The organism is Streptomyces sp. NPDC055243 (assembly GCF_044544025.1).
In the GTDB taxonomy this organism is placed as follows: domain Bacteria; phylum Actinomycetota; class Actinomycetes; order Streptomycetales; family Streptomycetaceae; genus Streptomyces.
This window is the reverse complement of the sequence record NZ_JBITWR010000017.1, coordinates 1-22404: the sequence shown is the minus strand read 5'-3', so window position 1 is coordinate 22404 and position 22404 is coordinate 1. Positions and strand designations below refer to the sequence as shown.

Here is a 22404-nt window from a genome sequence, read left to right as displayed (position 1 = left end):
TCGTACGCAAAGAGGCGCCCCACACGCGAAGTGCGGGGCGCCTCAGCGGCCATGGGGTTCATCGACCCCCACGACCTCAGTCCTCATCGGCGAGGATCAGGTACAGCTTCTTACGGGCGTCGTTGATGACCGTGAGAGCCTTCTCGCGCTGTTCCTTGCTGCCGGTCTTCCAGACCTGGCCGAACGCCTCCATCAGACCGAAGCCGGCCTGCCGGATCTCGTTCAGCGTCTCCCAGTCGACCCCGCGCCCGGCCTCTTCCCAAGGCGCGTCAGGACCTTCTTCGGCCGCGGTGACACCGGCCTCGGTGAGCGAGAAGAGCTTCTTGCCGCCCTCGCTCGCGCTGCTGATCAGACCCTCGTCCTCCAGGAGCTGGAGGGTCGGGTAGACCGAACCGGGGCTGGGCTTCCATGCCCCGCCGCTGCGCTCGGCGATCTCCTGGATCATCTCGTAGCCGTGCATCGGCCGGTCCTTCAGCAGGGCCAGGATCGACGCGCGTACGTCGCCGCGCCGCGCCCTGCCGCGCGGACCGCCCCTGCCGCCTCGTCCGCCGCCCCAGGGGCCGCCGGGTCCACCGGGACCGCCGAAGCCGGGCCCAAAGGGACCGAAAGCGGCGCGCCGGCCCTCGAAGCCACCCCGACCCTCATGGCCGGGGCCGCACTTTCCACGTCCGTGCTCGTGTTCATAACCGTGGGAACGCATAGCAATCACTCCTCGTGCGCTTGTTCTCGTAGGTGATCTATCGCGCCATCGTTGATCTGTCGCGATGCGTCAACGATATATCGGAACAGTTCGCATGGCAAGGCTCTTCTGAGGGGTGGGCAGAGCAGCAGGTCAGGAGCTTGGGGGGAGGGCAGAGCCACCCGGCGACTGGGTCGGACGACAGGCCGGGTCATCACCAACGGCCCGAACGGAGAGGGAGCAGCGACCGCACACCGACGGCGCCGCCACCGGACTCACCGACCGCCACCGTCGACCCCGCCAACGACGCCCCCCTGAGCCGTACGCGATCACGCTCACGAGCCCGGCCGACGCCTCACACGAAGCCAGCCCCACCACACCGGCGCCGACACCCGCAGGGGAGGGCAGGGCCACCCGGCGGCTGGGCCGGACAGGCCGGGTCATCACCAACGGCCCGAACGGAGAGGGAGCAGCGACCGCACACCGACGGCGCCGCCACCCGACTCACCGACCACCACCGTCGACCCCGCCAACCAGCCCCACCACACCGGCACCGGCACCGGCACCCGCACCCGCACCCGCACCCGCACCCGCAACCCCCGCACCCGCGCCCCCACGGCAGCCCCCAGCAAGCCCCGCCCCCCACTTCACCCAGTCCACCGAGCCCCACTCACGCGTGGCCCCCCAAAAAAACCGCCCCCCAACGGGCCACCAACCCCCAATTGGCCTTGTCCCACCCCCGCATTGGCCCGCTAGCGTCATCGACATGTCCACTTCCCACCGCATCCGCATCGTCGACGCCTTCTCCGACCGCCCCTTCACGGGCAACCCCGCAGGTGTCCTCCTCCTCGACGCATTCCCCGAGGACGCCTGGCTCCAGAACGTGGCCGCGGAGGTCAACCACGCCGAGACCGCCTTCGCCCACCGCCTCCCCGCGCACGGCGAAGCCGACTGGGCGCTGCGTTGGTTCACGCCCACCACCGAGGTCGACCTCTGCGGCCACGCCACGCTCGCCACGGCCCACGTGCTACAGGCCACCGGCGCCGCCGAGGGCACCGTGCGCTTCGCCACCCGCAGCGGTGTCCTGACCACGACCGCGCACGCCGACGGCAACATCGCCATGGACTTCCCGACCGCCCCGCTCACCCCGGCCGAGATCCCCGCCGGCGCGGCGGAGGCACTCGGCGCCGAGCCGCTCGCGGTCTACGACACCGGGGCGAACCTCGGCGACCTGCTGGTCGAGCTCGCGGACGAGAAGACCGTGCGCGCCCTCACCCCGGACCACAAGGCCCTGGCCCAGCACTCCAGGCGCGGCATCATCGCCACCGCACGCGCCGAAGACCCCGGCCGCGGCTACGACTTCGTCTCCCGCGGCTTCTTCCCGCGCGTCGGCATCGACGAGGACCCGGTGACCGGCAGCGCCCACACCGCCCTGGCCCCCTTCTGGTCCGAGCGCCTGGGCCGCGCGGAACTCACCGGCCTGCAGGCTTCGGCCCGCAGCGGTCTCGTCCGCACGGAACTGCGCGGCGACCGCACCGTGGTGACCGGCCGCGCGGTCACCGTCATCGAGGGCGAGCTCTACGCCTGACACCACCCCCTGACACCTGACGCAACCGTGGGGACGCACGACACCCGGTCGTACGTCCCCACAGCACCGTCCGCGCCAGCCCAGCACCGTCCGCGCCAGCCCAGCACCGCCCTGCCCGCCGCCTAAGGCGTCGGCAGCCACCCCACCTTCCCCGCGAGCAGCGCGTACCCGACGAACGCGCCGATGTCCAACAGCGAATGGGCCACCACCAGCGGTCCGACCCGCCCCCACCGCCGGTACAGGAGCACGAAGACCACCCCCATCGCCATGTTCCCGATGAACCCGCCGATGCCCTGGTAGAGGTGGTACGAGCCGCGCAGCACCGAGCTGCCGACCAGCGCGGCCGTCGGCGTCCACCCCAACTGCCCGAACCTGCGCAGCAGATAGCCGACGACGATCACTTCCTCGAGCACCGCGTTCTGCACCGCGGACAGCACGAGCACCGGGTACTTCCACCACACGTCGGGCAGGTCCTCCGGTACCACCGTCAGGTTGAACCCGAGCCCGCGCGCCGCCAGATAGAAGGCGATCCCGGTGCTGCCGATCACCGCCGCGATCGCCGCCCCGCGCCCCAGGTCCGGCCACGGCCTGCTCCGGTCGAAGCCGATCGTGCGCAGCCCGGCGCCCTCCCGGATCAGGAAGTGCGCGACCAGCGCGACCGGCACCAACGCGGTGGAGATTCCGAACAATTGCCACGCGAGATCAAGCCATGGCCGCCCCGGAGCGGCCGACGCGTTCATGGTCGCCGCCTGATCCTTCAGACCACCCGGTTTGGTGACCGACCCGACAAAGCTGATCAGCGCGGACACACCGCTCGCACCCAGGGAAAGTGCCAGGACGAGCAGCGTCTCGTCCCGGAGGATCCGTCGCGATGGCTCCTCGCCCCGAAAAGAACCGGCCAACGGCCCGGGCTCCGCTTGCACTCCGCCTCCAGTTGAGTAATCCCGCCTCATCCCCATCTCCGCCCCGCTAGGGTCTCGAAAAGAGTTACGAAGATCGTGCGCGACAGGCCGAGGGGGACGGACGCCGACTGCGGTCATGCCACCCCCTCTTTCCTTGCTTCATCACTCAAGGAGGGGCACCACCGCCATGGGACGTCACAGCTTGCCCGATGAGTACGGGACGGACGCACCCGACCCTCGGCCACGCACCCGCGGCCGCACCGTGGCCATCGCGACGGCACTGGTCCTGACGGTCGCGGCGGGCACCGCGGTCGCCGTCCGCAGCGACCTGCTCACCTTCGGCGGTTCGTGCAGCGACGACGCGGTGGAGCTGGACGTCGTCGCCGCGCCCGACATCGCCCCCGCCCTGCGCGCGGCCGCCGACGACGCGCGCGAGAACGAGGTCGCGTCCGACGGAGCCTGCATCGACGTACGGGTCACCGCCCGTGACTCCTACAAGGTCGCCGACCAGCTGCGCACGGGCAAGGGAGATCCGGGCTACGACGTGTGGGTGCCGGACTCCGAACTGTGGCTGCAGCGCGTGGGCCTGGGCGGCCGGCAGAACAAGGTGTCGCCCGCGGGGAACATAGCCTCGTCGCCGGTCGGCATGGCCATGGTCCCTTCGGCCGCCGAATCCCTGGGCTGGCCCAAGAAGACGTATAACTGGCCGGAGTTGACCGGCGCGGCGATGAAGGGCGACAAGCTGCGGCTCGGCGCCGCCGATCCGGCCCGCAGCGCGACCGGCCTGCTGGCCCTCGCCAAGCTGAGCGCCTCGGCGAAGAAGTCGGGCGGCAAGGACGGCGACACCCAGGCCGCCGGGCTGGCCAAGGCGCTGTCCGCGCGCACCTCCGACAGCGACAGCCAGCTCCTTGACACCTTGGCCCGCGACGCCTCCGGCACCGAGCAGGGCAACCCGCGCCGCAACCAGGCGCTGATCCTCTCCGAGCAGGCCGCGTTCAAGCACAACGCGACGGCGGGCGAGGAGAACAGCCTGGACATGTTCTATCCGAAGGACGGCTCGCCGCGCCTCGACTACCCGTACACCCTGGTCCAGGAGGACGAGCTGTCCACGGACCAGAGCCGGGCCGCCCTGCGCTTCATGACGCTGTTCGGCGACGACGAGGGGCGCGCGATCCTGGAGAGGCACGGCTTCAGGACGGGCACCGAGGCCCCGTCGGCGAAGCTCATCACGGCGGCAGGCGGCCGGACCCCCCAGCCGTACGGCGACGAACCGACCGATCCTCCCTCCGAGAAGGAGGTGCAGGAGACGCTCGGCATGTGGACGATCACCGTCCAGAGCGCCCGGCTCAGCACCGTCGTCGACGTCTCGGACTCCATGGGCCAGCTCGTGCCGGGCCGGGGGCAGACGCGGATGGAGGTCACCAAGTCCTCGCTCCTCCAGGCCCTCGCGGGGTTCACCGACGAGGACGAGATCGGCCTCTGGGAGTTCTCCACCCTCCTGGACGGCGAGCGCGACTACCGCAAGCTCGTGCCGACCGAGCGGCTCGGCGACCGCAAGGGCGGCGGCACCCAGCGGGACAAGGTCTCGGAGGCCTTCAGCGATCTGGCGCCCATCCCGGGCGGCGCGACCGGCCTGTACGACACGACGCTTGCGGCGTACAAGGAAGCCACGTCCACCTACGCGAAGGGCAAGTTCAACGCGCTCGTGGTGCTCACGGACGGCGCGAACCAGGACCTCGGCTCCATCTCGCGCAGCAACCTCATCGCACAGCTGGAGAACCTCGCCGACCCCAAGCGCCCGGTGCCGCTCATCGCGATCGCGGTCGGCCCGAACGCGGACAAGGAGGAGGTCGTGCAGATCGCGGAGGCGACCGGCGGATCAGGTCACCAGGTCGATGATCCGGCGCAGATCCACGCGGTCATCCTCAAGGCCATCATGGAGGCGGGCAGCCACGGCTGAGCCCGCCCCCGTGCGCCTCGGCGCGGCGCCTCAGCTCAGGAAGGCCGGTTCGGGCAGCCCCACCGGCCAGGTGTGCACCGGGTCCCCCGCGTGCATCAGCTCGGCGTAGCGCCGGGTGGTCGCCGCGAGCGCGGCCTCGCGTTCGAGCCCGGTCTCCAGGGCCTGGTGGTAGGTCGCCGCCTGCCAGGACGCCCCGTTCACCCGCCGCCTGCAGCGCTCCTCGATGACGCCGAGGTAGAAGTCCCGGTCGGCGGGCTCGACTCCCCACGCGTCGAGCCCCGCCGCGGCGAGCGGCAACAGCTCGTCGCGTACGAGAGCGACCGCGGGCACCTCGACCAGCCCTCCGTAGCGGCCGCGCCGCGGCCATTGCAGCCGGGCCTCGATGCCGTCGCGGCACGCGGTGTCGAAGTTGCTCGCCGCGGCCTCGAAGGGCAGCCGGGTCCACACGGGCCGGGGCTCCTCGGCGAGGGCGCGTACGACGCCGTAGTAGAAGGCGGCGTTGGCGATGACGTCGGTGACGGTGGGGCCCGCGGGCAGGACGCGGTTCTCCACGCGCAGGTGCGGGACGCCGCCGGCGATGCCGTACACGGGACGGTTCCAGCGGTACACGGTGCCGTTGTGCAGGACGAGTTCGCCCAGCTGGGGCACCCGGCCGTCGTCGAGCGCCTCCAGCGGGTCCTCGTCGTCCATGAGGGGAAGCAGCGCGGGAAAGTAGCGCAGGTTCTCCTCGAAGAGCTCGTACACGTCGCTGATCCAGCGTTCGCCGAACCAGGTCCGCGGCCGCACGCCCTGTGCCTGTAGCTCGGGCGGGCGGGTGTCGGTGGACTGCAGGAACAGCGGCGGCCGGGATTCGCGCCACAGCTCGCGCCCGAACAGGAAGGGCGCGTTGGCGCCGACGGCGACCTGCGCCGCGGCGACGGCCTGCGCCGCGTTCCACACGTCGGCGAACCTGCCCGGCGTGACCTGGAGGTGCAACTGCACGGAGGTGCAGGCCGCTTCGGGCGCGATCGACGCGGAGGTGCAGGTCAGCCGCTCGATGCCCTGGATGTCCAGGACGAAGTCCTCGCCGCGGGCGGCCACGATCTGGTCGTTGAGCAGCGCGTAGCGGTCGACGTCGGAGAGGTTCCCCGAGACCAGGTCGTGGTGGGCGAGCGTCGGCAGAATACCGATCATCACAATGCCCGCGTTCACCTCGTTGGCTTTCCGGTGGGCATAGGCGAGGCCGGTGCGCAGCTCTTCGGCGAGGCGGTCGAGAACCCGTCCGCCCAATCGGTGCGGGGCGATATTGACTTCAAGATTGAACATTCCGAGTTCGGTCTGGAAGTCGCGGCTTGCGATGCGCTCGAGAACTTCCGCATTCAGCATTCTCGGCATGCCGTCGGGCCCCGCGAGATTCAACTCTATCTCCACCCCCATCAGGTTCTGGGGGCGCTCGAACCGCTCCTCGTCCAACAGTCTCCGCAGCCCCGCGAGACACTCCCTGAGCTTGCTCCGGTACCGGTGCCGCTCGGCCAGGTCAAACGTTCCTGCTACGACCTTCTCCCCCATCGAAGCGTCCCCTCCTCGGATGGGCAGCCAATGATCCGGCCGCGATGTCTCGGGGGATGATGCCCTGCAATGTGATCGATAACGCCCCGCACATGCCTCCGGCCCAGTAGGCTCGATGCCGTGCCCGCGCGGCACATTCACCGGGCATGGGGTACGCCGGGGATTCCTCGCCCCGAACCCCTGGTGAAAAACGCCGACGAGAATCGGCCGTCCGCTCCCGCGAAGGGAGCCGAGGTCAAACGCCTGGGCTCATCCGAGATCGGGATAAAGCCCGCAAAATGGCGACCGAATAACGCCTTGCAGGCAATATCGGGTGCGGTTAGACGAAACACTGCCTGAACACGTGTCGTATAAACTCCGCGAACGAGGCAGAGAGTTGGCGCTCGCGGTCCCCTGCCCCCGCCCCCTCTGACTTCGGAGCAGACAGCGACGTCCGCACCTGTCCTCGTTCCACCGTGCCTGTCGAATGAGAGAGGCGACCCATCATGCCGCTGCAAGTCCCCCCGGCTCCCGCGCCCGCCCTGCGCAGCGTCCTCGCGGCACTCGGTTCACCCACCGCCGTACGCGAAGCCCGCACCCCGTCCCTGCGTGCCGCGCAGGGACCGACGAGCCCCGAACTCCCGTTGCCCGTCCACGTCCTTGACCGGATCGCCCCGTCGGGCACATCGCCCACCCGGCTCGCCGGGTGGCGCTTCCTGATCCGCTCCGGCGAGCGAGCCGTCGCCGCCGCGGACACGATGCTGACCCCTGACGGATGGGCCTTCTCCCACTTCTTCGAGGGCCCCTACATCGCCTCCACAGAACGCGCCCTGCGCCATGCCGAGGCAATGCCGATGCCCTACCAACCCCGTCTGCTGTCCGTACCCGAGCTCTACATGCTGACCCTCTGGCTGCACGGCGACTGCACGGCGGACGGCGCGGACGGCGATCTCGCGCCCTCCGACATCCTCGTGCCCCTGGCGCCCGCGCCTCCCGGCATCGCGGCGCACCGCCCGCACCGCGCCGCGGAGCTCCTCAAGGTCCTCACCCACCGTCTGACCCCGGCACCGCTGCTCGGCTCGCCCGCCTGACCTCGCCGTACGTCCCCGTGCCCCGCCGCCGACCTCGGCCGCGGGGCTCGGCGCGTGATGTGCCCATACGGACTAGCCCAGTATGACCACCCCGAACCACCCGAAGAGACAGTGCAGTTGGGCTGAACCGTCCGGGCGGGTGATACGTCATTAAGCAGTAAGGAGCGCTGCCGCTAAATCCCTGCGGATTGACGTCCGTAGGGCAACACTGGGATCGGACCGACTAAACGGGGGGCGGCATGAACACCGCATCGAGCCGCAAGGCAGACGTCACAGCCATCACACCGCAGCGAAAGAACCCTTCCATGTGCCAGCACCAACCACCGTGCCCGACAGCCGACTCCGCCGACCGGGAAGCCGCACTGCTCACGGCGAGCCACCCGGAGCAGGGCTGGAGCCTGCTGTGCAACGGCGTCCTGCTCTTCGAGGACACCGGTGAGCTGCTGCCGGACGGCCAGATCATCGCCCCGCATCGACCGCTGGGCACGGACAAGATCATGACCGCCGCCTGACGCGGCGCCATCACGGCACGGACAACAAAGGGGCCGACCCGGAGCAACAACCTCCGGACCGGCCCCCACGCATGTTCTGGACGCGCTGTCAGTCCTCGTACGCATCCAGCGGCGGGCAGGAGCAGACCAGATTCCGGTCGCCGTACGCCTGGTCGATGCGGCGCACCGGCGGCCAGTACTTGTCAGCGGCTACGACGCCGGCCGGGAAGACGGCCTCCTCGCGGCTGTAGGCGTGCTCCCACTCACCGCCGAGCGCGGCGGCGGTGTGCGGCGCGTTGCGCAGCGGGTTGTCGTCCGCCGTCCACTCGGCGCCGACCTTCTCGATCTCCGCGCGGATGTTGATCATCGCCTCGCAGAACCGGTCGATCTCGACCAGGTCCTCGCTCTCGGTGGGCTCGATCATCAGCGTCCCCGCGACCGGGAAGGACATGGTCGGCGCGTGGAAGCCGTAGTCGATGAGCCGCTTGGCGATGTCGTCGACGCTGACACCGGTCGCCTTGCTCAGCGGGCGCAGATCGATGATGCACTCGTGCGCGACGAGCCCGCCGGGGCCGGTGTAGAGCACCGGGTAGTGCGGCTCGAGGCGCTTGGCGATGTAGTTGGCGGAGAGCACGGCGACCTGCGTGGCGCGCTTGAGGCCCTCGCCGCCCATGAGGCGTACGTACGCCCAGGAGATCGGCAGGATTCCCGCGGAGCCCCACGGCGCGGCGGAGATCGGCCCGACGCCCGTCTCGGGGCCCGCGGCGGGCTGCAGCGGGTGGTTGGGCAGGAACGGCGCGAGGTGCTCGCGCACACCGACCGGGCCGACGCCGGGGCCGCCGCCGCCGTGCGGGATGCAGAAGGTCTTGTGCAGGTTCAGGTGCGAGACGTCGCCGCCGAACTTGCCGGGCTGGGCGAGGCCGACCAGGGCGTTGAGGTTCGCGCCGTCGACGTAGACCTGGCCGCCCGCCTCGTGCACGGAGGCGCAGATGTCGGCGACGTGCTCCTCGAACACCCCGTGCGTGGACGGGTAGGTGATCATGAGCACGGACAGCTCGTCGCGGTGCTTCTCGATCTTGGCGCGCAGGTCCTCGACGTCGATCTCGCCGTCGTCGCTGGTCTTCACGACGACGACCTTCATGCCGGCCATCACGGCGCTCGCGGCGTTGGTACCGTGCGCGGAGGACGGGATCAGGCAGACGGTGCGCTGCTCGTCGCCGTTGGCACGGTGGTAGCCGCGCACCGCGAGCAGTCCGGCGAGCTCGCCCTGCGAACCGGCGTTGGGCTGCAGCGAGACCTTGTCGTACCCGGTGACCTCGGCGAGGCGCTCCTCCAGCTCACGGATGAGCGTCAGATAGCCCTGCGCCTGCTGGGCGGGGGCGAAGGGGTGCAGCTGGCCGAACTCGGGCCAGGTGACCGGCTCCATCTCCGTGGTCGCGTTGAGCTTCATGGTGCAGGAGCCCAGCGGGATCATGCCGCGGTCGAGCGCGTAGTCGCGGTCGGACAGCTTGCGCAGGTAGCGCAGCATCGCGGTCTCGGAGCGGTACTGGTGGAAGACGGGGTGCGTCAGGTAGTCGTCGGAGCGCAGCAGAGCGCCGGGGAGCGAGTCCGCGGTCTGCGCGTCGAGCGCCTCGACGTCGGCCTCGACGCCGAACGCCGTCCAGATCGCGGTCAGTTGCTTGCGCGTGGTGGTCTCGTCGCAGGCCAGGGAGACGTGGTCGGCGTCGATCTGGTGGATGTTGACACCGCCCTCGCGGGCCGCGGCCACGAGCGCCTCGGCCCGGCCGGGCACCCGAACGGTCAGGGTGTCGAAGTACGCGCCGTGCACGACCTCGACACCGCCCGCGGTGAGTCCCGCGGCGAGCACGGTCGCGTAGCGGTGGGTACGCCGCGCGATGGACCTGAGGCCCTCGGGCCCGTGGTAGACCGCGTACATCCCGGCCATCACGGCGAGCAGCACCTGCGCCGTACAGATGTTGCTGGTGGCCTTCTCGCGGCGGATGTGCTGCTCACGGGTCTGCAGCGCCAGGCGGTAGGCCTTGTTCCCGTCCGCGTCCACGGAGACACCGACGAGCCGCCCCGGCAGGCTGCGCGCGAACTTCTCGCGCACCGCCATGTAACCGGCGTGCGGGCCGCCGAAGCCCATCGGCACACCGAAGCGCTGCGTGGTGCCGACGGCGATGTCGGCGCCGAGCTCGCCGGGCGAGGTGAGCAGCGTCAGGGCCAGCAGGTCGGCGGCGACGGAGACGATGGCACCGATCTCGTGCGCCTGCTCGATGAGCGGCTTGATGTCGCGCACGGCACCGGAGGCGCCCGGGTACTGGATCAGTACGCCGACGACACCGCGCTCGGCGACCTCGGCCGGGATGCCCTCGCTCAGATCGGCGACGACGACCTCGACACCGGTCGGCTCGGCGCGGGTCTGGATGACGGCGACGGTCTGCGGCAGGGCGTCGGCGTCGACCAGGAAGACACCGTCCTTGACCTTGCCCATGCGCCGCGAGAGCGCCATGGCCTCGGCGGCGGCGGTGCCCTCGTCGAGCAGCGAGGCACCGGAGGTGGGCAGCCCGGTCAGCTCGGCGACGACGGTCTGGAAGTTCAGGAGCGCCTCGAGGCGCCCCTGGGAGATCTCGGGCTGGTACGGCGTGTAAGCGGTGTACCACGCGGGGTTCTCCATCACGTTCCGCAGGATCACCGGCGGAGTGAAGGTCCCGTAGTAACCGAGCCCGATCATGGAGTCGAGGACCTGGTTACGGTCCGCGAGAGAGCGCAGCTCGGCCAGGACCTCGGCCTCGGTGCGCGCCCCGGGCAGGTTTAGCGCCTCGGCGTTCTTGATCACATCCGGCACGGCGGCGGCGGTCAGCTCGTCCAGCGAGCCGTATCCGACCTGCGCGAGCATCTTGGCCCGTGCTTCCACATCGGGACCGATGTGCCGCTGCTCGAAGGGAATGCCCTGCTCGAGCTGCGAGAGCGGGATACGAGGGGTGGCGGTCATGCGGAGGCCTCCTGGTCTGACGCGGGTCTGACGCGACCTGCGAGGGGCACCACGGCGCGGGTACCCGGACGGCCTCCCCCTCTGTCATCTCAACCTGAGAGCTTCACCGGTCCGTGCCTCGCGAGAGACGCCGTACCGGCTTTCACCGTCGGTGAGGAAGGGTTTCGAACGTGCCCGCCCGACGCCCGCCCTACTTTCCAGAGTGACCTCGTCCGTGCGGTACAGGGGCCTGAGAGATTCCGGGGAGGAGTTGCTCCTTCGGCGCCTCCGGTGTGTCCACCGGAGAGCTCTCCCGCACGGGGTCAGCAGCCAAGCGCCAGCCTACCAGCGAGGAGATGGAGGATCCCTCGAGTGGCCGCCTGCCCCGAAGTGCTCTTTCGTAGTGAATACGAACGAACAAGGATGAGTTACGCCCCACTTCGACAAGCCTCGACCAGTTGGAGGGCCCGTGCAGACCGATATCGATCCACGCACCTTGATCGGCCGCAAGGCGTTCGACCGCAACGGGGCGAAGATCGGCACGATCGACGAGGTCTATCTCGACGACGCCACCGGGGCCCCGGAGTGGGCGGCCATACGCACGGGCCTCTTCAGCCGGGACGCCTTCGTCCCCCTGGAGCCCAGCGAGGTCACCAGCGAGGGCACCCTGCGCATCCCCTTCGACCGCTCCCTGGTCAAGGACGCCCCGGACTTCGGCGTGGGCCGCCACCTCTCCCCCGAGCAGGAACTACAGCTCTACCACCACTACGGCCTGGACATCACGCCCCCGCAGTCGGCGCCACCGCCGGACCAGGACTTCGGAAAGATCGCGGGCCAGGAGAGCACCTGACCCCACGGCTCAGCCCTCCTCCCCCGGCGGAGTCACCAGCGGCAACGGCTCCGCGGGGACGAGCTCGGCATCGTCCACCCGGAAGGTCCTCACCCGCCCCGGTGCAGACCCCGGTGTCTCGAACCGCACCGTCACCCGCCCGAGCCCGCTCCCCTGCACCCACCCGTGCCCGAAGCGCGCATGCCGCACATCGTGCCCCGCGCTCCACCGGCGCAGGACGAGCGGCACCTCCTCGGCCGGCTCCTCCACCGTCTCGGCAGCCACCCCCTCCGGCGCGGCCTCGCCCTCCCTCTGCTCAGGGCCCTCTGCCAGCGCCAGCGCCTGGGCCTGGGCCTGCGCGAAGAGATCCTCCTGCGTGTAGTCGGCGAGCCCCGTGACGCCCACGCCGAGCAGCCGCACGCCTCCGGTGGTGTCCACGGACTCCAGGAGCCGCGCGGCGGCCTCCCGCACCACCCCGGGGTCGTCCGTCGGCCCCCGCAGCGTCTCGGAACGCGTCAGCGTCGAGAAGTCGAACCGCCGCACCTTCAGGACGATGGTCCGCCCCGAGTGCCCCGCCGCCCGCAGCCGCTCCACACACCGGTCGGCGAGCCGCGCCACCTCGCCCCTGACCCGCACCCGGTCATGGATGTCCACGTCGTACGTGTCCTCGACGCTGACCGACTTGGACTCCCGCTCGGCCACCACGGGCCGCTCGTCGCGCGCGAGCGCCATCGCGTACAGCGCGCTCCCGTGCGACTTGCCCAGGAGTCGGACGAGCTCGTCCTCGCCCGCCTCGGCGATCTCCCCCACCGTCGTGATCCCGCCGCGCCGCAGATGGTCCCCGGTGGCCGGCCCCACACCGGGCAGGATGCGCACCGACAGCGGCCCGAGCAGGTCCCGCTCGGTCCCCGGCACTATCAGCCGCAGGCCGTCCGGCTTGGCCTCCTCCGAGGCGATCTTCGCCAGCATCTTGGACGCGGCGAGCCCGACCGACCCCGCGAGCCCGGTCACCGCCTTGATGTCGACACGCAACCGCTCTCCCACGGCCAGCGCCGACGCCTGGTCGTCGGCCACCCCGCCCGCCTCCAGGTCGACGAATGCCTCATCCAGGCTGAGCGGCTCCACCAGCGGCGACAGCTCACGCAGCAGCGCCATCACCTGGTCGCTGATGTCGCGGTAGAGCGCGAAGCGCGGCACCAGATAGGCGGCATTGGGCACCAGACGCCGCGCCTGCCCCATGGGCATCGCCGAGTGCACACCGAACTTCCGCGCCTCGTACGAGGCCGTGGCCACCACGCCCCGCGGCCCGAGCCCGCCCACCACCACGGCTTTCCCGCGCAGACTCGGCTTCGCGGCCTGCTCGGCGGACGCGTAGAAGGCATCCATGTCCAGATGCAGAATCGTGGGCGCGGTTCTCACACCACTGATGCTGCCCTACGCCACTGACAACGCCCCGAGAACGCCACCCCGCACCCAACCGGGCCGCGACCGGTCCGCGACGCGCGCGGCGGCCTCAGACGGCCCTGTTGCGCCGCCGCGCGAGCTCGTCGGCGGGGTTCGGCCGCACCAGCGTCTCCCCGGTCTCGATCCGCTCGCCGTGCAGCTGCGAGAGCGCCGCCTCCACGTCCCGCCACACGACGCCCACGGCGATCCCGAAGACCCCCTGGCCGCCCTGGAGCAGATCGTGGACCTCGTCGGGCGACGTGCACTCGTAGACCGTCGCGCCGTCGCTCATGAGCGTCATCCGCTCCAGGTCCTGGAAGCCGCGGTCGCGCAGATGCTGGACCGTGGTCCTGATGTTCTGCAGGGACACACCGGTGTCGAGGAACCGCTTCACGATCTTCAGGACGACGACGTCCCGGAAGCTGTAGAGCCGCTGGGTGCCCGACCCGCCCGCGGACCGCACACTGGGCTCGACCAGACCCGTACGGGCCCAGTAGTCGAGCTGTCGGTAGGTGATGCCGGCGGCCGCGCACGCGGTCGGCCCCCGGTAACCGATCTGTTCCTGTTCGGACTGTCCGGACGTGGCGTCCCCGCTCCCCTGAACGCTCCCCTGAACCACCATCGGCCTCTTCGGAGAGTGACCGGCCGCGCTGCTGTGAAGCGGATACGGCCCGCCCATCGCCGTACCGTCGCCGCTGCTTCCCACGCCGACCTCCGTCCTTGACCTGCCTTCTCGACGGTAGGCAGTCACCAGGGGCTCGTCAACGATCGCCACACTCGGCACGCCGAGTGATAATCACCCTAAGAGTGGTTTGCCGTACCGCACCGCCGGGAAAAGCTAGCCGAATGGTCCGCCGGACCCCTTCGGAAGCGACGGACCACCGGCTGACGGACTACTGGCTGTTCGTACCGAAGTCCTCGGGCGAGATCTGATCGAGGAACTCGCGGAACTTCTCCACCTCGTCCTCCTGCTCGTCCGGAATGGCGATGCCCGCGTCGTCGAGGACACCGTCACTGCCGTAGATCGGCGTTCCGGTGCGCAGGGCGAGCGCTATGGCGTCGGACGGCCGGGCGCTCACCTCGACTCCGCTGGCGAAGACCAGTTCCGCATAGAAGACCCCTTCTCGGAGGTCCGTGATGCGCACTTCGGTGAGCTCCTGTCCCACCGCCTCCAGCACGTCCTTGAACAGGTCGTGGGTCAGCGGCCGTGCGGGCGCCATCCCCTGCTGTGCGAAGGCGATCGCGGTCGCCTCACCTGGTCCGATCCAGATGGGGAGGTACCGATCGCCTCCCACTTCACGCAGGAGCACGATCGGTTGGTTGGAGGGCATTTCCACCCGGACACCTACGACGTCGAGCTCGTTCACACAGCAACCCTAGGACGTGCCCGGCCGGTTTGGGTAGTCGGGCACCCCTTGAGTCAGGGCAACCGCACCCCGAGCGCGGTCTGCACCAGTGCAGAGTGCAGCTTTCCGGTCAGTCCCGCGAGCTCCTTCGTACGAGCTTCCGCATGGGCTCTGGTCTGCGGATTGCGGTGCCGGCGCAGCGGCGCGACGACCTGGTCGACGAGCCCGGCCTCGCGTTCGGCCGCCGACTTCAGGGTGCGCAGATGTCTGGGTTCGATACCGAACCGCCCGAGTTCGACGACGAGCGCGGCCACCGTCACGGCCTCCGCGTCATAGCCGCCGTCCGGCAAGGGCACGATGAGCCCGTACGTCTCCCAGTCCGCGAGCTGCTCCGCGTCGATCTCGGCGGCCGCAAGGAGCTCGGCACGGCCCACACGGGCAGCAGTGGGCTCATCGGCGTCACTCACGCCCCAGGCGTCACCGGGCTCGCGCGGCTGCCCCAGAGAGGGCACGGGAGCCTTCTCTCCGCGCTCCAGGGCGTCCAGGTGCTCCCGGATGACCTTGAGCGGCAGATAGTGGTCCCGCTGCATCCTCAGGACGTGACCGAGCCGCTCGACGTCCTGCGGGCTGAACTTGCGATAGCCCGACGGCGTGCGCTCCGGCTCGATGAGCCCTTCCGACTCCAGGAAACGAATCTTGGAGATCGTGACCTCGGGAAACTCGTCACGCAGCGCGTTCAACACGGCGCCGATGCTCATCAGCCGACGGTCCTCGGCGGCGGTGCCGTTGCCGGCACCGCCCCTCGGTGTTTGAAGCATGGACCTTCCTGACGGATCAGATACCCATGGCCCGCTGGCTCGCGTAGAAGACCAGGCGGTACTTGCCGATCTGCACCTCGTCGCCGTTCGACAGCGCGACCGAGTCGATGCGCTCCCGATTGACGTACGTGCCGTTGAGGCTGCCCACGTCGGCGACGGTGAAGGAGCCGTCACCGAGGCGACGGAACTCCACGTGGCGACGCGAGACGGTCACGTCGTCCAGGAAGATGTCGCTCTGCGGGTGGCGCCCCGCCGTGGTCAGCTCGCCGTCCAGGAGGAAGCGGCTGCCCGAGTTCGGCCCACGGCGCACCACGAGGAGCGCGGAACCGAGCGGCAGTGCGTCAACGGCGGCCTGGGCCTCCGGCGAGAGGGCGGGCGAGGCGGTCTGCCCCGTCACCTCCGCGTCGTAGGCCTCCAGGCCCGAGATGGAGATGGTGGAGGTCGTCTCCGAGGGACGCTCCGGCGCGGCCCCGGCCCGCAGCGGCGCGCCGCAGTTGGAGCAGAACCGGCTCGCCTCGGCGTTGCGGTTCCCGCACCTCGTACACACCAGGGCCATGGACGGATCCTCCTGCCGCGGCTGCCCCGCGGGGGCATTCGATGCGTACGGATCGGGGGTAAACCCTCCACCCGTACTTGAGGTTGACGGTTCTCCGAAACCTATGCGGCCCGGACCGGCAGGGTCAACAGACGACGCGCCCTGCGCGCCCGAAATGTCACCGCCTGGCCCACCGACCTGGTCACGGAACATCGGGCGCTCGGCGCCCTGCTCCTCTGCATCTCCATGGCGCGTGGCACGGTGCCGGGCAGTGGCGGGGTTGCCACTGTCCTCACGTGCGCTCTTGCCGAACAACTTCGCAAACAACTTCACGGGCGATTCCCCTTGACCGAAACAGACCCGCCCGTGGGGCAGGACGAACCCTGATTGCACACACCGGCGTACATCGGCAGCACAGACATCCTCACAACGTCCGCATCCGCCAAACAGTTTCCACCACGCACCACGCTTACAGTGCGCCGACCCCCCGCAACCTCATGCCCTCGACCGGCGGCCCCCATGCACCCCGCCCTCACTGGGACGACGACCGAGCGTAGTCAGGCCGCTTCGCCGCTCGCAAGGCGTCCACCACGATCTTCTCCGCTCGCGTCACGGTGACGGTGGCCTGCTCCTTCTCCAGAGTCTGCACCACGCCACCTGGGATGTTCAGCGCCGGCTCGAGGTCCTGCGGCTTGCCGATCACCTTGAACCGGTAGGGCTTGCCGACCTTGCGGCCGTCCACCCGGACACCACCACTGTCCGTATCCGACAGATAGGTGTTGGCCACTACGCGTACATCATTGATCTGGATGGCCTCGGCACCCGCAGCACGCAACTCCTGAATGGCGTCGAGCAGCATGTCCGCCTCAACCGACCCCTTCTTGTCATCGATGGTCAGCGTGATGCCAGGACCCTGCGCCGCCACGGTGCCCGCCAGAATGCCGAGTTGACGTTCTTTCTCGACAGTCTGCTTGCGGGCCTCCTCGGCCTGGTCCGAGCTGTTCTCAAGCCCGGTGCGCTGGTCCTCAAGACGCTGCTTCTCACCTTCCAGACGCTGTGTACGGTCATCCAGTTCATCGAGAATGCGTACGAGATCTTCCTGACGTGCGCCGCGCAACGCGCTGCTGTCGTTGTTGGAGCGCACCTGGATGGCAAGACCGAGCCCCAGCACGAACAGCAGCAGGGCGACGATGAGTTGGGGGCGCGTGACGCGAGGGGGCCACAGCCCCTCCGCCAGCCGCCGACGGCCGCTGAGCGGCGCCTGCCCGTCCTGCTGCGTGTTCTGCTGCTCGTCGTGGTGTGCGTCCCGCTGTTCGCCCTGCTCGGGCCCCGCGGCCTGCACGGGCTCCGCGGGAGCGCCGTGCACCTCGGCGGGAAGCGCCCTGCCGCGGTTGTCGCCCCCGGGCGTCTCGTCCGTACCCATGCGCGTCACGCCCTGAAGATGTGTCGGCGGATGGCGGCGGCGTTCGAGAAGATCCGGATGCCGAGGACCACCACGACACCGGTGGAGAGCTGGGCGCCCACGCCCAACTTGTCGCCCAGGAACACGATCAGGGCGGCCACGACCACGTTCGAGAGGAACGACACCACGAAGACCTTGTCGTCGAAGATCCCGTCGAGCATCGCCCGCAGACCTCCGAACACCGCGTCGAGTGCCGCCACCACGGCGATCGGAAGGTACGGCTCGACCACCGCCGGAACCTCGGGCCGGACCAACAATCCGGCCACGACTCCCACGACGAGGCCCAGTACGGCGATCACGATGTGCCCTTTCCTGCCTTCGGCTCTGCTGTACGTACGGTCACACTCGGTGCTGCCGGCAGTCGGACGTCTTCCTGGACGGAAATACTGGTCCGTACGCCGAAGTTCTCCTGCAGAGCATGCAGATACTGACCGTCGCGACTGTTCTGGAATCTCGTGCTCAAGCGCTGACCGTCACCCACGGCAAGCACCGTATACGGCGGCACCAGCGGCTTGTTGTCGACCAGTATCGCGTCACCCGCGGCCCTGATCGCCGACAGGGCCGTCAGCCGCTGGTCGTTGATGGCGATCGCCTCAGCGCCGGACTGCCACAGGCCGTTGACGACCCGCTGCATGTCGCGGTCGCGCACCCGTCCGGTGTCGGAGAACCCCGCGCTCTCGCGCGGCCCGCCCCCGCCCTGGTCGGCTTCCTTCGCGTCGTCCACGACAAGCTTCACACCGAGCCCGTGGACCTTGGTGGCACCGGAGAGCAGGGACACCAACTCGCCCTTGCTGCCCCCGTGTTTCTTCAAGGCCTCGCGCTGCCGCTCGCCCACGTCGTCACGGAGCGTCTCGACGTCCTCTTCGAGCTCGTCGGCGTCCGAGGTCGCCGACTCGATGCGGTCGATGAGCTCCACGCGCTCCTTGGCGACGACCGGAGCGGCTATCCGCGCCTGCGCCGCACCCACCGTCACCACCAGGGCCGCGAGCACCAGTCCGAGCGCGAGGCCGAGCTTCGCCCGCAGCGGACGCGGCACACCGGCCGCGCCCTGCGCCTTCTTGCGGGCCGCCGCCTCTGCGTAGCCCTCGTCCAGACTGTGGTCCATGACCGTGGTCAGCAGCGACATGGAGGCGTCCGGGCGCCGGGGGCGCGAGGGGGTGCTCCGAACGGGGGGCTGCTGCGGCATGCCGCACATCGTCGCACGTCGCGGGCGCTACCTCCGAATGGCCCCACCGGCGTGCCGGACAGCACCTCTCACAGGTGCCGTCCGGCCCACGCCGCCGGTCAGCGACCGGCGCTGTCCACCACGGCGGACCACTCGTCGAGCAACGCCTGGGCGGATGCGTCGTCGGGTCCCTCGGCCCACAGATGGGTGACGGCCTCCGCGGGGTCGGGCAGCACCAGCACCCACCGCCCGTCGGTCTCCACGACCCGGACGCCGTCGGTCGTGTCCACCGACCGATCCCCCGCGGCCTCCACCACGGTCCGCATCACGAGCCCCTTGACCGCCCACGGCGTCGCGAGGTCACGCCGCAGCACATGCGCACGCGGGATACGGGCATCGATCTGGCTCAGCGTGAGCTGCGTCCGCGCGACGAGACCGATGAGCCGCACGAAGGCCGCCGCACCGTCGAAGACGCTGCTGAACTCCGGAATGATGAATCCACCGCGGCCGTCGCCACCGAAGATGGTCGACTCATCACGCCCCACGCGCGTCAGATCGTCGGGCGACGTCGTCGTCCAGTCGACCTGCGTCCCGTGGTACGCGGCCACCTGCTCGCCGATGCGCGTCGTCGTCACCGGCAGCGCGACCCGCCCGCTGCGGCGCTCCGCGGCGACCAGATCGAGCATGACGAGAAGCGCGCGGTCGTCCTCGATGATCCGCCCCTTCTCGTCGACGAGCGAAAGCCGCTCGCCCACGGGGTCGAACCGCACACCGAAGTCGGCACGCGACGACGCCACGATCTCGCCCAGCCGCACAAGCCCCGACCTGCGAGCCTCATAGGTCTCGGTCGGACGCGACTCGTCGAGACCGGGGTTGATGGTCAGCGCGTCGACGCCCAGTCGCCCGAGCAGGCTCGGCAGCACGAGGCCCGCACTGCCGTTGGAGGCGTCGACGACCACCTTCAGATCCGACTCGGCCACGCCCGTGGTGTCGACGTTGCGCAGCAACGAGCCCGTGTAGGAGTCGAAGACGCTGGACGGGAAGTGCAGATCCCCGATCTCCCCGGGGAAGGCACGCCGGTACTCCTGGCGCGCGTACACCCGGTCCAGCTTCCGCTGACTCCCCTGCGACAGGTCGGCCCCGCGTGCGTCGAAGAACATGATGTCGACGGAGTCCGGCACCCCGGGCGTCGTCCGGATCATGATCCCGCCGGCACTGCCTCGAGCCGTCTGCTGCCGCGCCACCGGCAGCGGCACGTTCTCCAGGTCGCGTACGTCGATGGCGCTGGCCTGGAGGGCCGAGATCACCGCTCGCTTCAGCGCCCGGGCGCCTCGAGAGTGGTCACGGGCCGTGGTGACGGTCGAGCCCTTCTTCAGGGTCGTGGCGTACGCCCCCGCGAGCCGCACCGCGAGCTCCGGCGTGATCTCCACGTTCAGGATTCCGGAGACACCGCGTGCACCGAAGAGATGGGCTTGGCCGCGGGACTCCCAGATGACGGACGTGTTGACGAACGCGCCGGCCTCGATCGTCTTGAACGGGTAGACCCGCACATTGCCCTGGATAATCGATTCCTCACCGACGAGGCACTCGTCGCCGATGACGGCACCGTCCTCGATGCGGGCGGCCCGCATGATGTCGGTGTTCCTGCCGATGACACAGCCCCGCAGGTTGCTGTGCTGGCCGATGTAGACGTTGTCGTGCACGACGGCCCTGTGCAGGAACGCGCCGGTCTTGACCACCACGTTCGAGCCCACGACCGTGTGCTCACGAATTTCGGCGTCGGCCTCGACCTTGGCGTAGTCACCGATGTAGAGCGGCCCCCGCAGCGTGGCGTCGGGGTGCACCTCGGCGCCTTCGGCGACCCACACACCGGGCGAGATCTCAAAGCCGTCGAGTTCGACGTCGACCTTGCGCTCCAGCACGTCGGCCTGCGCCTTGACGTAGCTCTCGTGCGTGCCGACGTCCTCCCAGTAGCCCTCGGCGATGTACCCGTAGACGGGCTTGCCTTCCTTCATGAGCTGGGGGAAGACGTCACCGGACCAGTCGACCGACACATCGGCGTCGACATAGTCGAAGACCTCGGGCTCCATCACATAGATGCCCGTGTTCACCGTGTCGGAGAAGACCTGTCCCCAGGTCGGCTTCTCCAGGAAGCGTTCGACCTTTCCTTCTTCGTCCACGATGGTGATGCCGAATTCCAGCGGATTGGGAACGCGCGTCAGGCAGACGGTGACAAGCGCGCCCTTCTCCTTGTGGAAGTTGATCAGCTCGGTGAGGTCGAAATCGGTCAGAGCATCACCGGAGATCACGAGGAAGGCATCGTCCTTCAATGCCTCCTCGGCGTTCTTCACGCTCCCGGCAGTGCCGAGTGGCTTCTCCTCATTGGCATAGGTGAGCTCCATCCCGAGCTCTTCACCATCGCCGAAGTAATTCTTGACCAGTGAGGCCAGGAACTGGACTGTTACTACGGTCTCGGTGAGTCCATGCCTCTTGAGCAGCCTCAGCACATGCTCCATGATGGGCCTATTGGCCACAGGCAGGAGCGGCTTGGGCATGCTCGAGGTCATGGGGCGAAGGCGCGTGCCTTCGCCTCCAGCCATTACGACGGCCTTCATGTCGGAAGCGTCCTCCTCAATAGGCGACGATCTAGCCGACTCAGCCCGCCAAGATAGTCCCGTAAATATCTCTTACGGGTCTGCAAGCCTCTACAGCTGCCGAATCGGCAAGCTCAATCGGCCGTGACGTCCGCACGGACAAGTCGGCGGACCTGAACCACGTAGAGGATCCCTGCCCACCAGTACAGAGTTGTACCCCATCCTGCGAACGCCCATCCGAAAATAGCAGCGAGAGTGCTGATCCAGCCACTGCCGTCACTGAGGAGCAGTAGTGGAAAGGCGTACATCAGGTTGAAGGTGGCGGCCTTGCCCAGGAAGTTCACCTGCGGCGGCGGATAGCCGTGACGCCTGAGGATCCCAACCATCACCAGCAGAACCAGCTCGCGCAGGAGCAGCACCGCGGTCACCCACAGCGGAAGAATCTCCCGCCACGTGAGCCCGAGCAACGTCGACAAGATATAGAGCCGGTCGGCAGCCGGGTCGAGCAGCCGCCCGAGGTTGCTGATCTGGTTCCAGCGGCGGGCCAGCTTGCCGTCGAGATAGTCACTGATGCCGCTCAGCATCAGCACCAGCAGCGCCCAGTGGTCACTCTTGGGCCCGCCGAACTCCGGCCTGAGGATCAGCCACAGGAAGAGGGGTACGCCAAGGAGACGCGCCATGCTGAGGATGTTCGGGATGGTGAGGACCCGGTCCGTCTGGACGCGAGTCTCCTGGACCTCCACCCGGGGGCCTCCTGTGGGAAACGAGCCGATGATGCCCCCTGACCTTACCCTCAGTTGTCAGCCGGCGGTGCAGAGGGGTGGCCGAGGGCCCGAAAGGGCCCAGAAATACAAAAAGCCGTGGTCCCTGGACAATAAAGTCCAGGGACCACGGCTATTAAAATGAGTTCGGCGGCGTCCTACTCTCCCACAGGGTCCCCCCTGCAGTACCATCGGCGCTGTGAGGCTTAGCTTCCGGGTTCGGAATGTAACCGGGCGTT

The 22404-nt window shown here is 69.2% G+C and carries 20 protein-coding genes, 1 rRNA gene and 1 riboswitch; of the genes, 5 read left to right on the top strand and 16 right to left on the bottom strand.

The window, feature by feature from the left end; genetic code table 11:
• Window positions 1-76 precede the first annotated feature (76 nt).
• Window positions 77-700, bottom strand: a complete 624-nt coding sequence (locus ACIGXX_RS35605) for a PadR family transcriptional regulator (RefSeq protein ID WP_361469378.1) — start codon at window positions 698-700, stop codon at window positions 77-79.
• 422 nt (window positions 701-1122) lie between these two features.
• A complete protein-coding gene (locus tag ACIGXX_RS35600; RefSeq protein WP_399982011.1) occupies window positions 1123-1311 on the bottom strand; it encodes a hypothetical protein in 189 nt (62 codons plus the stop codon).
• Between the two features lie 134 nt (window positions 1312-1445).
• Here ACIGXX_RS35600 and ACIGXX_RS35595 point away from each other — a divergent pair, with 134 nt between their 5' ends.
• Window positions 1446-2267: a PhzF family phenazine biosynthesis protein gene (locus ACIGXX_RS35595; protein WP_399982008.1), complete on the top strand. Its 822-nt coding sequence runs from the start codon at window positions 1446-1448 to the stop codon at window positions 2265-2267.
• Window positions 2268-2389: 122 nt separating this feature from the next.
• Here the strand turns inward: ACIGXX_RS35595 and ACIGXX_RS35590 are convergent, their stop codons facing one another.
• Window positions 2390-3190 carry a type II CAAX endopeptidase family protein gene (locus ACIGXX_RS35590; protein ID WP_361469383.1) on the bottom strand — a complete coding sequence of 267 codons (801 nt, stop codon included), beginning with the start codon at window positions 3188-3190 and terminating at the stop codon, window positions 2390-2392.
• A 166-nt stretch (window positions 3191-3356) separates the two neighbouring features.
• Here ACIGXX_RS35590 and ACIGXX_RS35585 point away from each other — a divergent pair, with 166 nt between their 5' ends.
• Window positions 3357-5129, top strand: coding sequence for a substrate-binding and VWA domain-containing protein (locus ACIGXX_RS35585; RefSeq protein ID WP_366463130.1), 1773 nt, complete (start codon window positions 3357-3359; stop codon window positions 5127-5129).
• A gap of 30 nt (window positions 5130-5159) precedes the next feature.
• Here the strand turns inward: ACIGXX_RS35585 and ACIGXX_RS35580 are convergent, their stop codons facing one another.
• A complete protein-coding gene (locus tag ACIGXX_RS35580; protein ID WP_399982003.1) occupies window positions 5160-6677 on the bottom strand; it encodes a glutamate--cysteine ligase in 1518 nt (505 codons plus the stop codon).
• Between the two features lie 485 nt (window positions 6678-7162).
• On the opposite strand from ACIGXX_RS35580, the gene ACIGXX_RS35575 reads away from it, so the two are divergent.
• Window positions 7163-7747: a hypothetical protein gene (locus ACIGXX_RS35575; protein WP_351170052.1), complete on the top strand. Its 585-nt coding sequence runs from the start codon at window positions 7163-7165 to the stop codon at window positions 7745-7747.
• A gap of 305 nt (window positions 7748-8052) precedes the next feature.
• Window positions 8053-8259: a DUF5999 family protein gene (locus tag ACIGXX_RS35570; RefSeq protein ID WP_351170055.1), complete on the top strand. Its 207-nt coding sequence runs from the start codon at window positions 8053-8055 to the stop codon at window positions 8257-8259.
• Window positions 8260-8347: 88 nt separating this feature from the next.
• On the opposite strand, the gene gcvP is transcribed toward ACIGXX_RS35570, so the two are convergent.
• Window positions 8348-11233: an aminomethyl-transferring glycine dehydrogenase gene (gene gcvP / locus ACIGXX_RS35565; RefSeq protein ID WP_351170058.1), complete on the bottom strand. Its 2886-nt coding sequence runs from the start codon at window positions 11231-11233 to the stop codon at window positions 8348-8350.
• Between the two features lie 207 nt (window positions 11234-11440).
• A riboswitch (glycine riboswitch) is annotated at window positions 11441-11538 on the bottom strand.
• A 143-nt stretch (window positions 11539-11681) separates the two neighbouring features.
• On the opposite strand from gcvP, the gene ACIGXX_RS35560 reads away from it, so the two are divergent.
• Window positions 11682-12062: a PRC-barrel domain-containing protein gene (locus ACIGXX_RS35560; protein WP_351170060.1), complete on the top strand. Its 381-nt coding sequence runs from the start codon at window positions 11682-11684 to the stop codon at window positions 12060-12062.
• 9 nt (window positions 12063-12071) lie between these two features.
• Here the strand turns inward: ACIGXX_RS35560 and ACIGXX_RS35555 are convergent, their stop codons facing one another.
• From ACIGXX_RS35555 to rrf, 11 genes are all read right to left on the bottom strand, one after another.
• Complete coding sequence (locus ACIGXX_RS35555; RefSeq protein ID WP_399981997.1) at window positions 12072-13460, bottom strand: DNA polymerase IV; 1389 nt, start codon at window positions 13458-13460, stop codon at window positions 12072-12074.
• 94 nt (window positions 13461-13554) lie between these two features.
• Window positions 13555-14190, bottom strand: a complete 636-nt coding sequence (locus ACIGXX_RS35550) for a MerR family transcriptional regulator (protein WP_351170064.1) — start codon at window positions 14188-14190, stop codon at window positions 13555-13557.
• Window positions 14191-14377: 187 nt separating this feature from the next.
• Window positions 14378-14851, bottom strand: coding sequence for a bifunctional nuclease family protein (locus tag ACIGXX_RS35545; RefSeq protein ID WP_006123076.1), 474 nt, complete (start codon window positions 14849-14851; stop codon window positions 14378-14380).
• 53 nt (window positions 14852-14904) lie between these two features.
• The gene (locus ACIGXX_RS35540) at window positions 14905-15648 is read right to left on the bottom strand and encodes a MerR family transcriptional regulator (protein ID WP_351170066.1); all 744 of its coding nucleotides are present in this window, start codon (window positions 15646-15648) and stop codon (window positions 14905-14907) included.
• Between the two features lie 16 nt (window positions 15649-15664).
• Window positions 15665-16633: an FHA domain-containing protein gene (locus tag ACIGXX_RS35535; RefSeq protein WP_351170103.1), complete on the bottom strand. Its 969-nt coding sequence runs from the start codon at window positions 16631-16633 to the stop codon at window positions 15665-15667.
• 82 nt (window positions 16634-16715) lie between these two features.
• Complete coding sequence (locus tag ACIGXX_RS35530) at window positions 16716-17606, bottom strand: DUF881 domain-containing protein (RefSeq protein ID WP_399982284.1); 891 nt, start codon at window positions 17604-17606, stop codon at window positions 16716-16718.
• 5 nt (window positions 17607-17611) lie between these two features.
• Window positions 17612-17944 carry a small basic family protein gene (locus tag ACIGXX_RS35525; RefSeq protein WP_030794354.1) on the bottom strand — a complete coding sequence of 111 codons (333 nt, stop codon included), beginning with the start codon at window positions 17942-17944 and terminating at the stop codon, window positions 17612-17614.
• Window positions 17941-18840: a DUF881 domain-containing protein gene (locus tag ACIGXX_RS35520; RefSeq protein ID WP_351170068.1), complete on the bottom strand. Its 900-nt coding sequence runs from the start codon at window positions 18838-18840 to the stop codon at window positions 17941-17943. Before ACIGXX_RS35520 ends, ACIGXX_RS35525 begins: the two co-directional genes overlap by 4 nt.
• An 89-nt stretch (window positions 18841-18929) precedes the next feature.
• Window positions 18930-21425: a mannose-1-phosphate guanyltransferase gene (locus ACIGXX_RS35515; RefSeq protein ID WP_351170070.1), complete on the bottom strand. Its 2496-nt coding sequence runs from the start codon at window positions 21423-21425 to the stop codon at window positions 18930-18932.
• 113 nt (window positions 21426-21538) lie between these two features.
• Window positions 21539-22147, bottom strand: coding sequence for a CDP-alcohol phosphatidyltransferase family protein (locus ACIGXX_RS35510; RefSeq protein ID WP_351170073.1), 609 nt, complete (start codon window positions 22145-22147; stop codon window positions 21539-21541).
• Window positions 22148-22310: 163 nt separating this feature from the next.
• Window positions 22311-22404, bottom strand: a 5S ribosomal RNA gene (gene rrf / locus ACIGXX_RS35505); the annotation flags it as partial.

What these genes read in the sequence shown, in the direction of transcription:
- ACIGXX_RS35605 (WP_361469378.1), bottom strand. Translation starts at nt 700, where the DNA reads ATGCGTTCCCACGGTTATGAACACGAGCACGGACGTGGAAAGTGCGGC.
- ACIGXX_RS35595 (WP_399982008.1), top strand. Translation starts at nt 1,446, where the DNA reads ATGTCCACTTCCCACCGCATCCGCATCGTCGACGCCTTCTCCGACCGC.
- ACIGXX_RS35585 (WP_366463130.1), top strand. Translation starts at nt 3,357, where the DNA reads ATGGGACGTCACAGCTTGCCCGATGAGTACGGGACGGACGCACCCGAC.
- ACIGXX_RS35580 (WP_399982003.1), bottom strand. Translation starts at nt 6,677, where the DNA reads ATGGGGGAGAAGGTCGTAGCAGGAACGTTTGACCTGGCCGAGCGGCAC.
- ACIGXX_RS35575 (WP_351170052.1), top strand. Translation starts at nt 7,163, where the DNA reads ATGCCGCTGCAAGTCCCCCCGGCTCCCGCGCCCGCCCTGCGCAGCGTC.
- ACIGXX_RS35570 (WP_351170055.1), top strand. Translation starts at nt 8,053, where the DNA reads ATGTGCCAGCACCAACCACCGTGCCCGACAGCCGACTCCGCCGACCGG.
- gcvP (WP_351170058.1), bottom strand. Translation starts at nt 11,233, where the DNA reads ATGACCGCCACCCCTCGTATCCCGCTCTCGCAGCTCGAGCAGGGCATT.
- ACIGXX_RS35540 (WP_351170066.1), bottom strand. Translation starts at nt 15,648, where the DNA reads ATGCTTCAAACACCGAGGGGCGGTGCCGGCAACGGCACCGCCGCCGAG.
- ACIGXX_RS35530 (WP_399982284.1), bottom strand. Translation starts at nt 17,606, where the DNA reads ATGGGTACGGACGAGACGCCCGGGGGCGACAACCGCGGCAGGGCGCTT.
- ACIGXX_RS35520 (WP_351170068.1), bottom strand. Translation starts at nt 18,840, where the DNA reads ATGTGCGGCATGCCGCAGCAGCCCCCCGTTCGGAGCACCCCCTCGCGC.
- ACIGXX_RS35515 (WP_351170070.1), bottom strand. Translation starts at nt 21,425, where the DNA reads ATGAAGGCCGTCGTAATGGCTGGAGGCGAAGGCACGCGCCTTCGCCCC.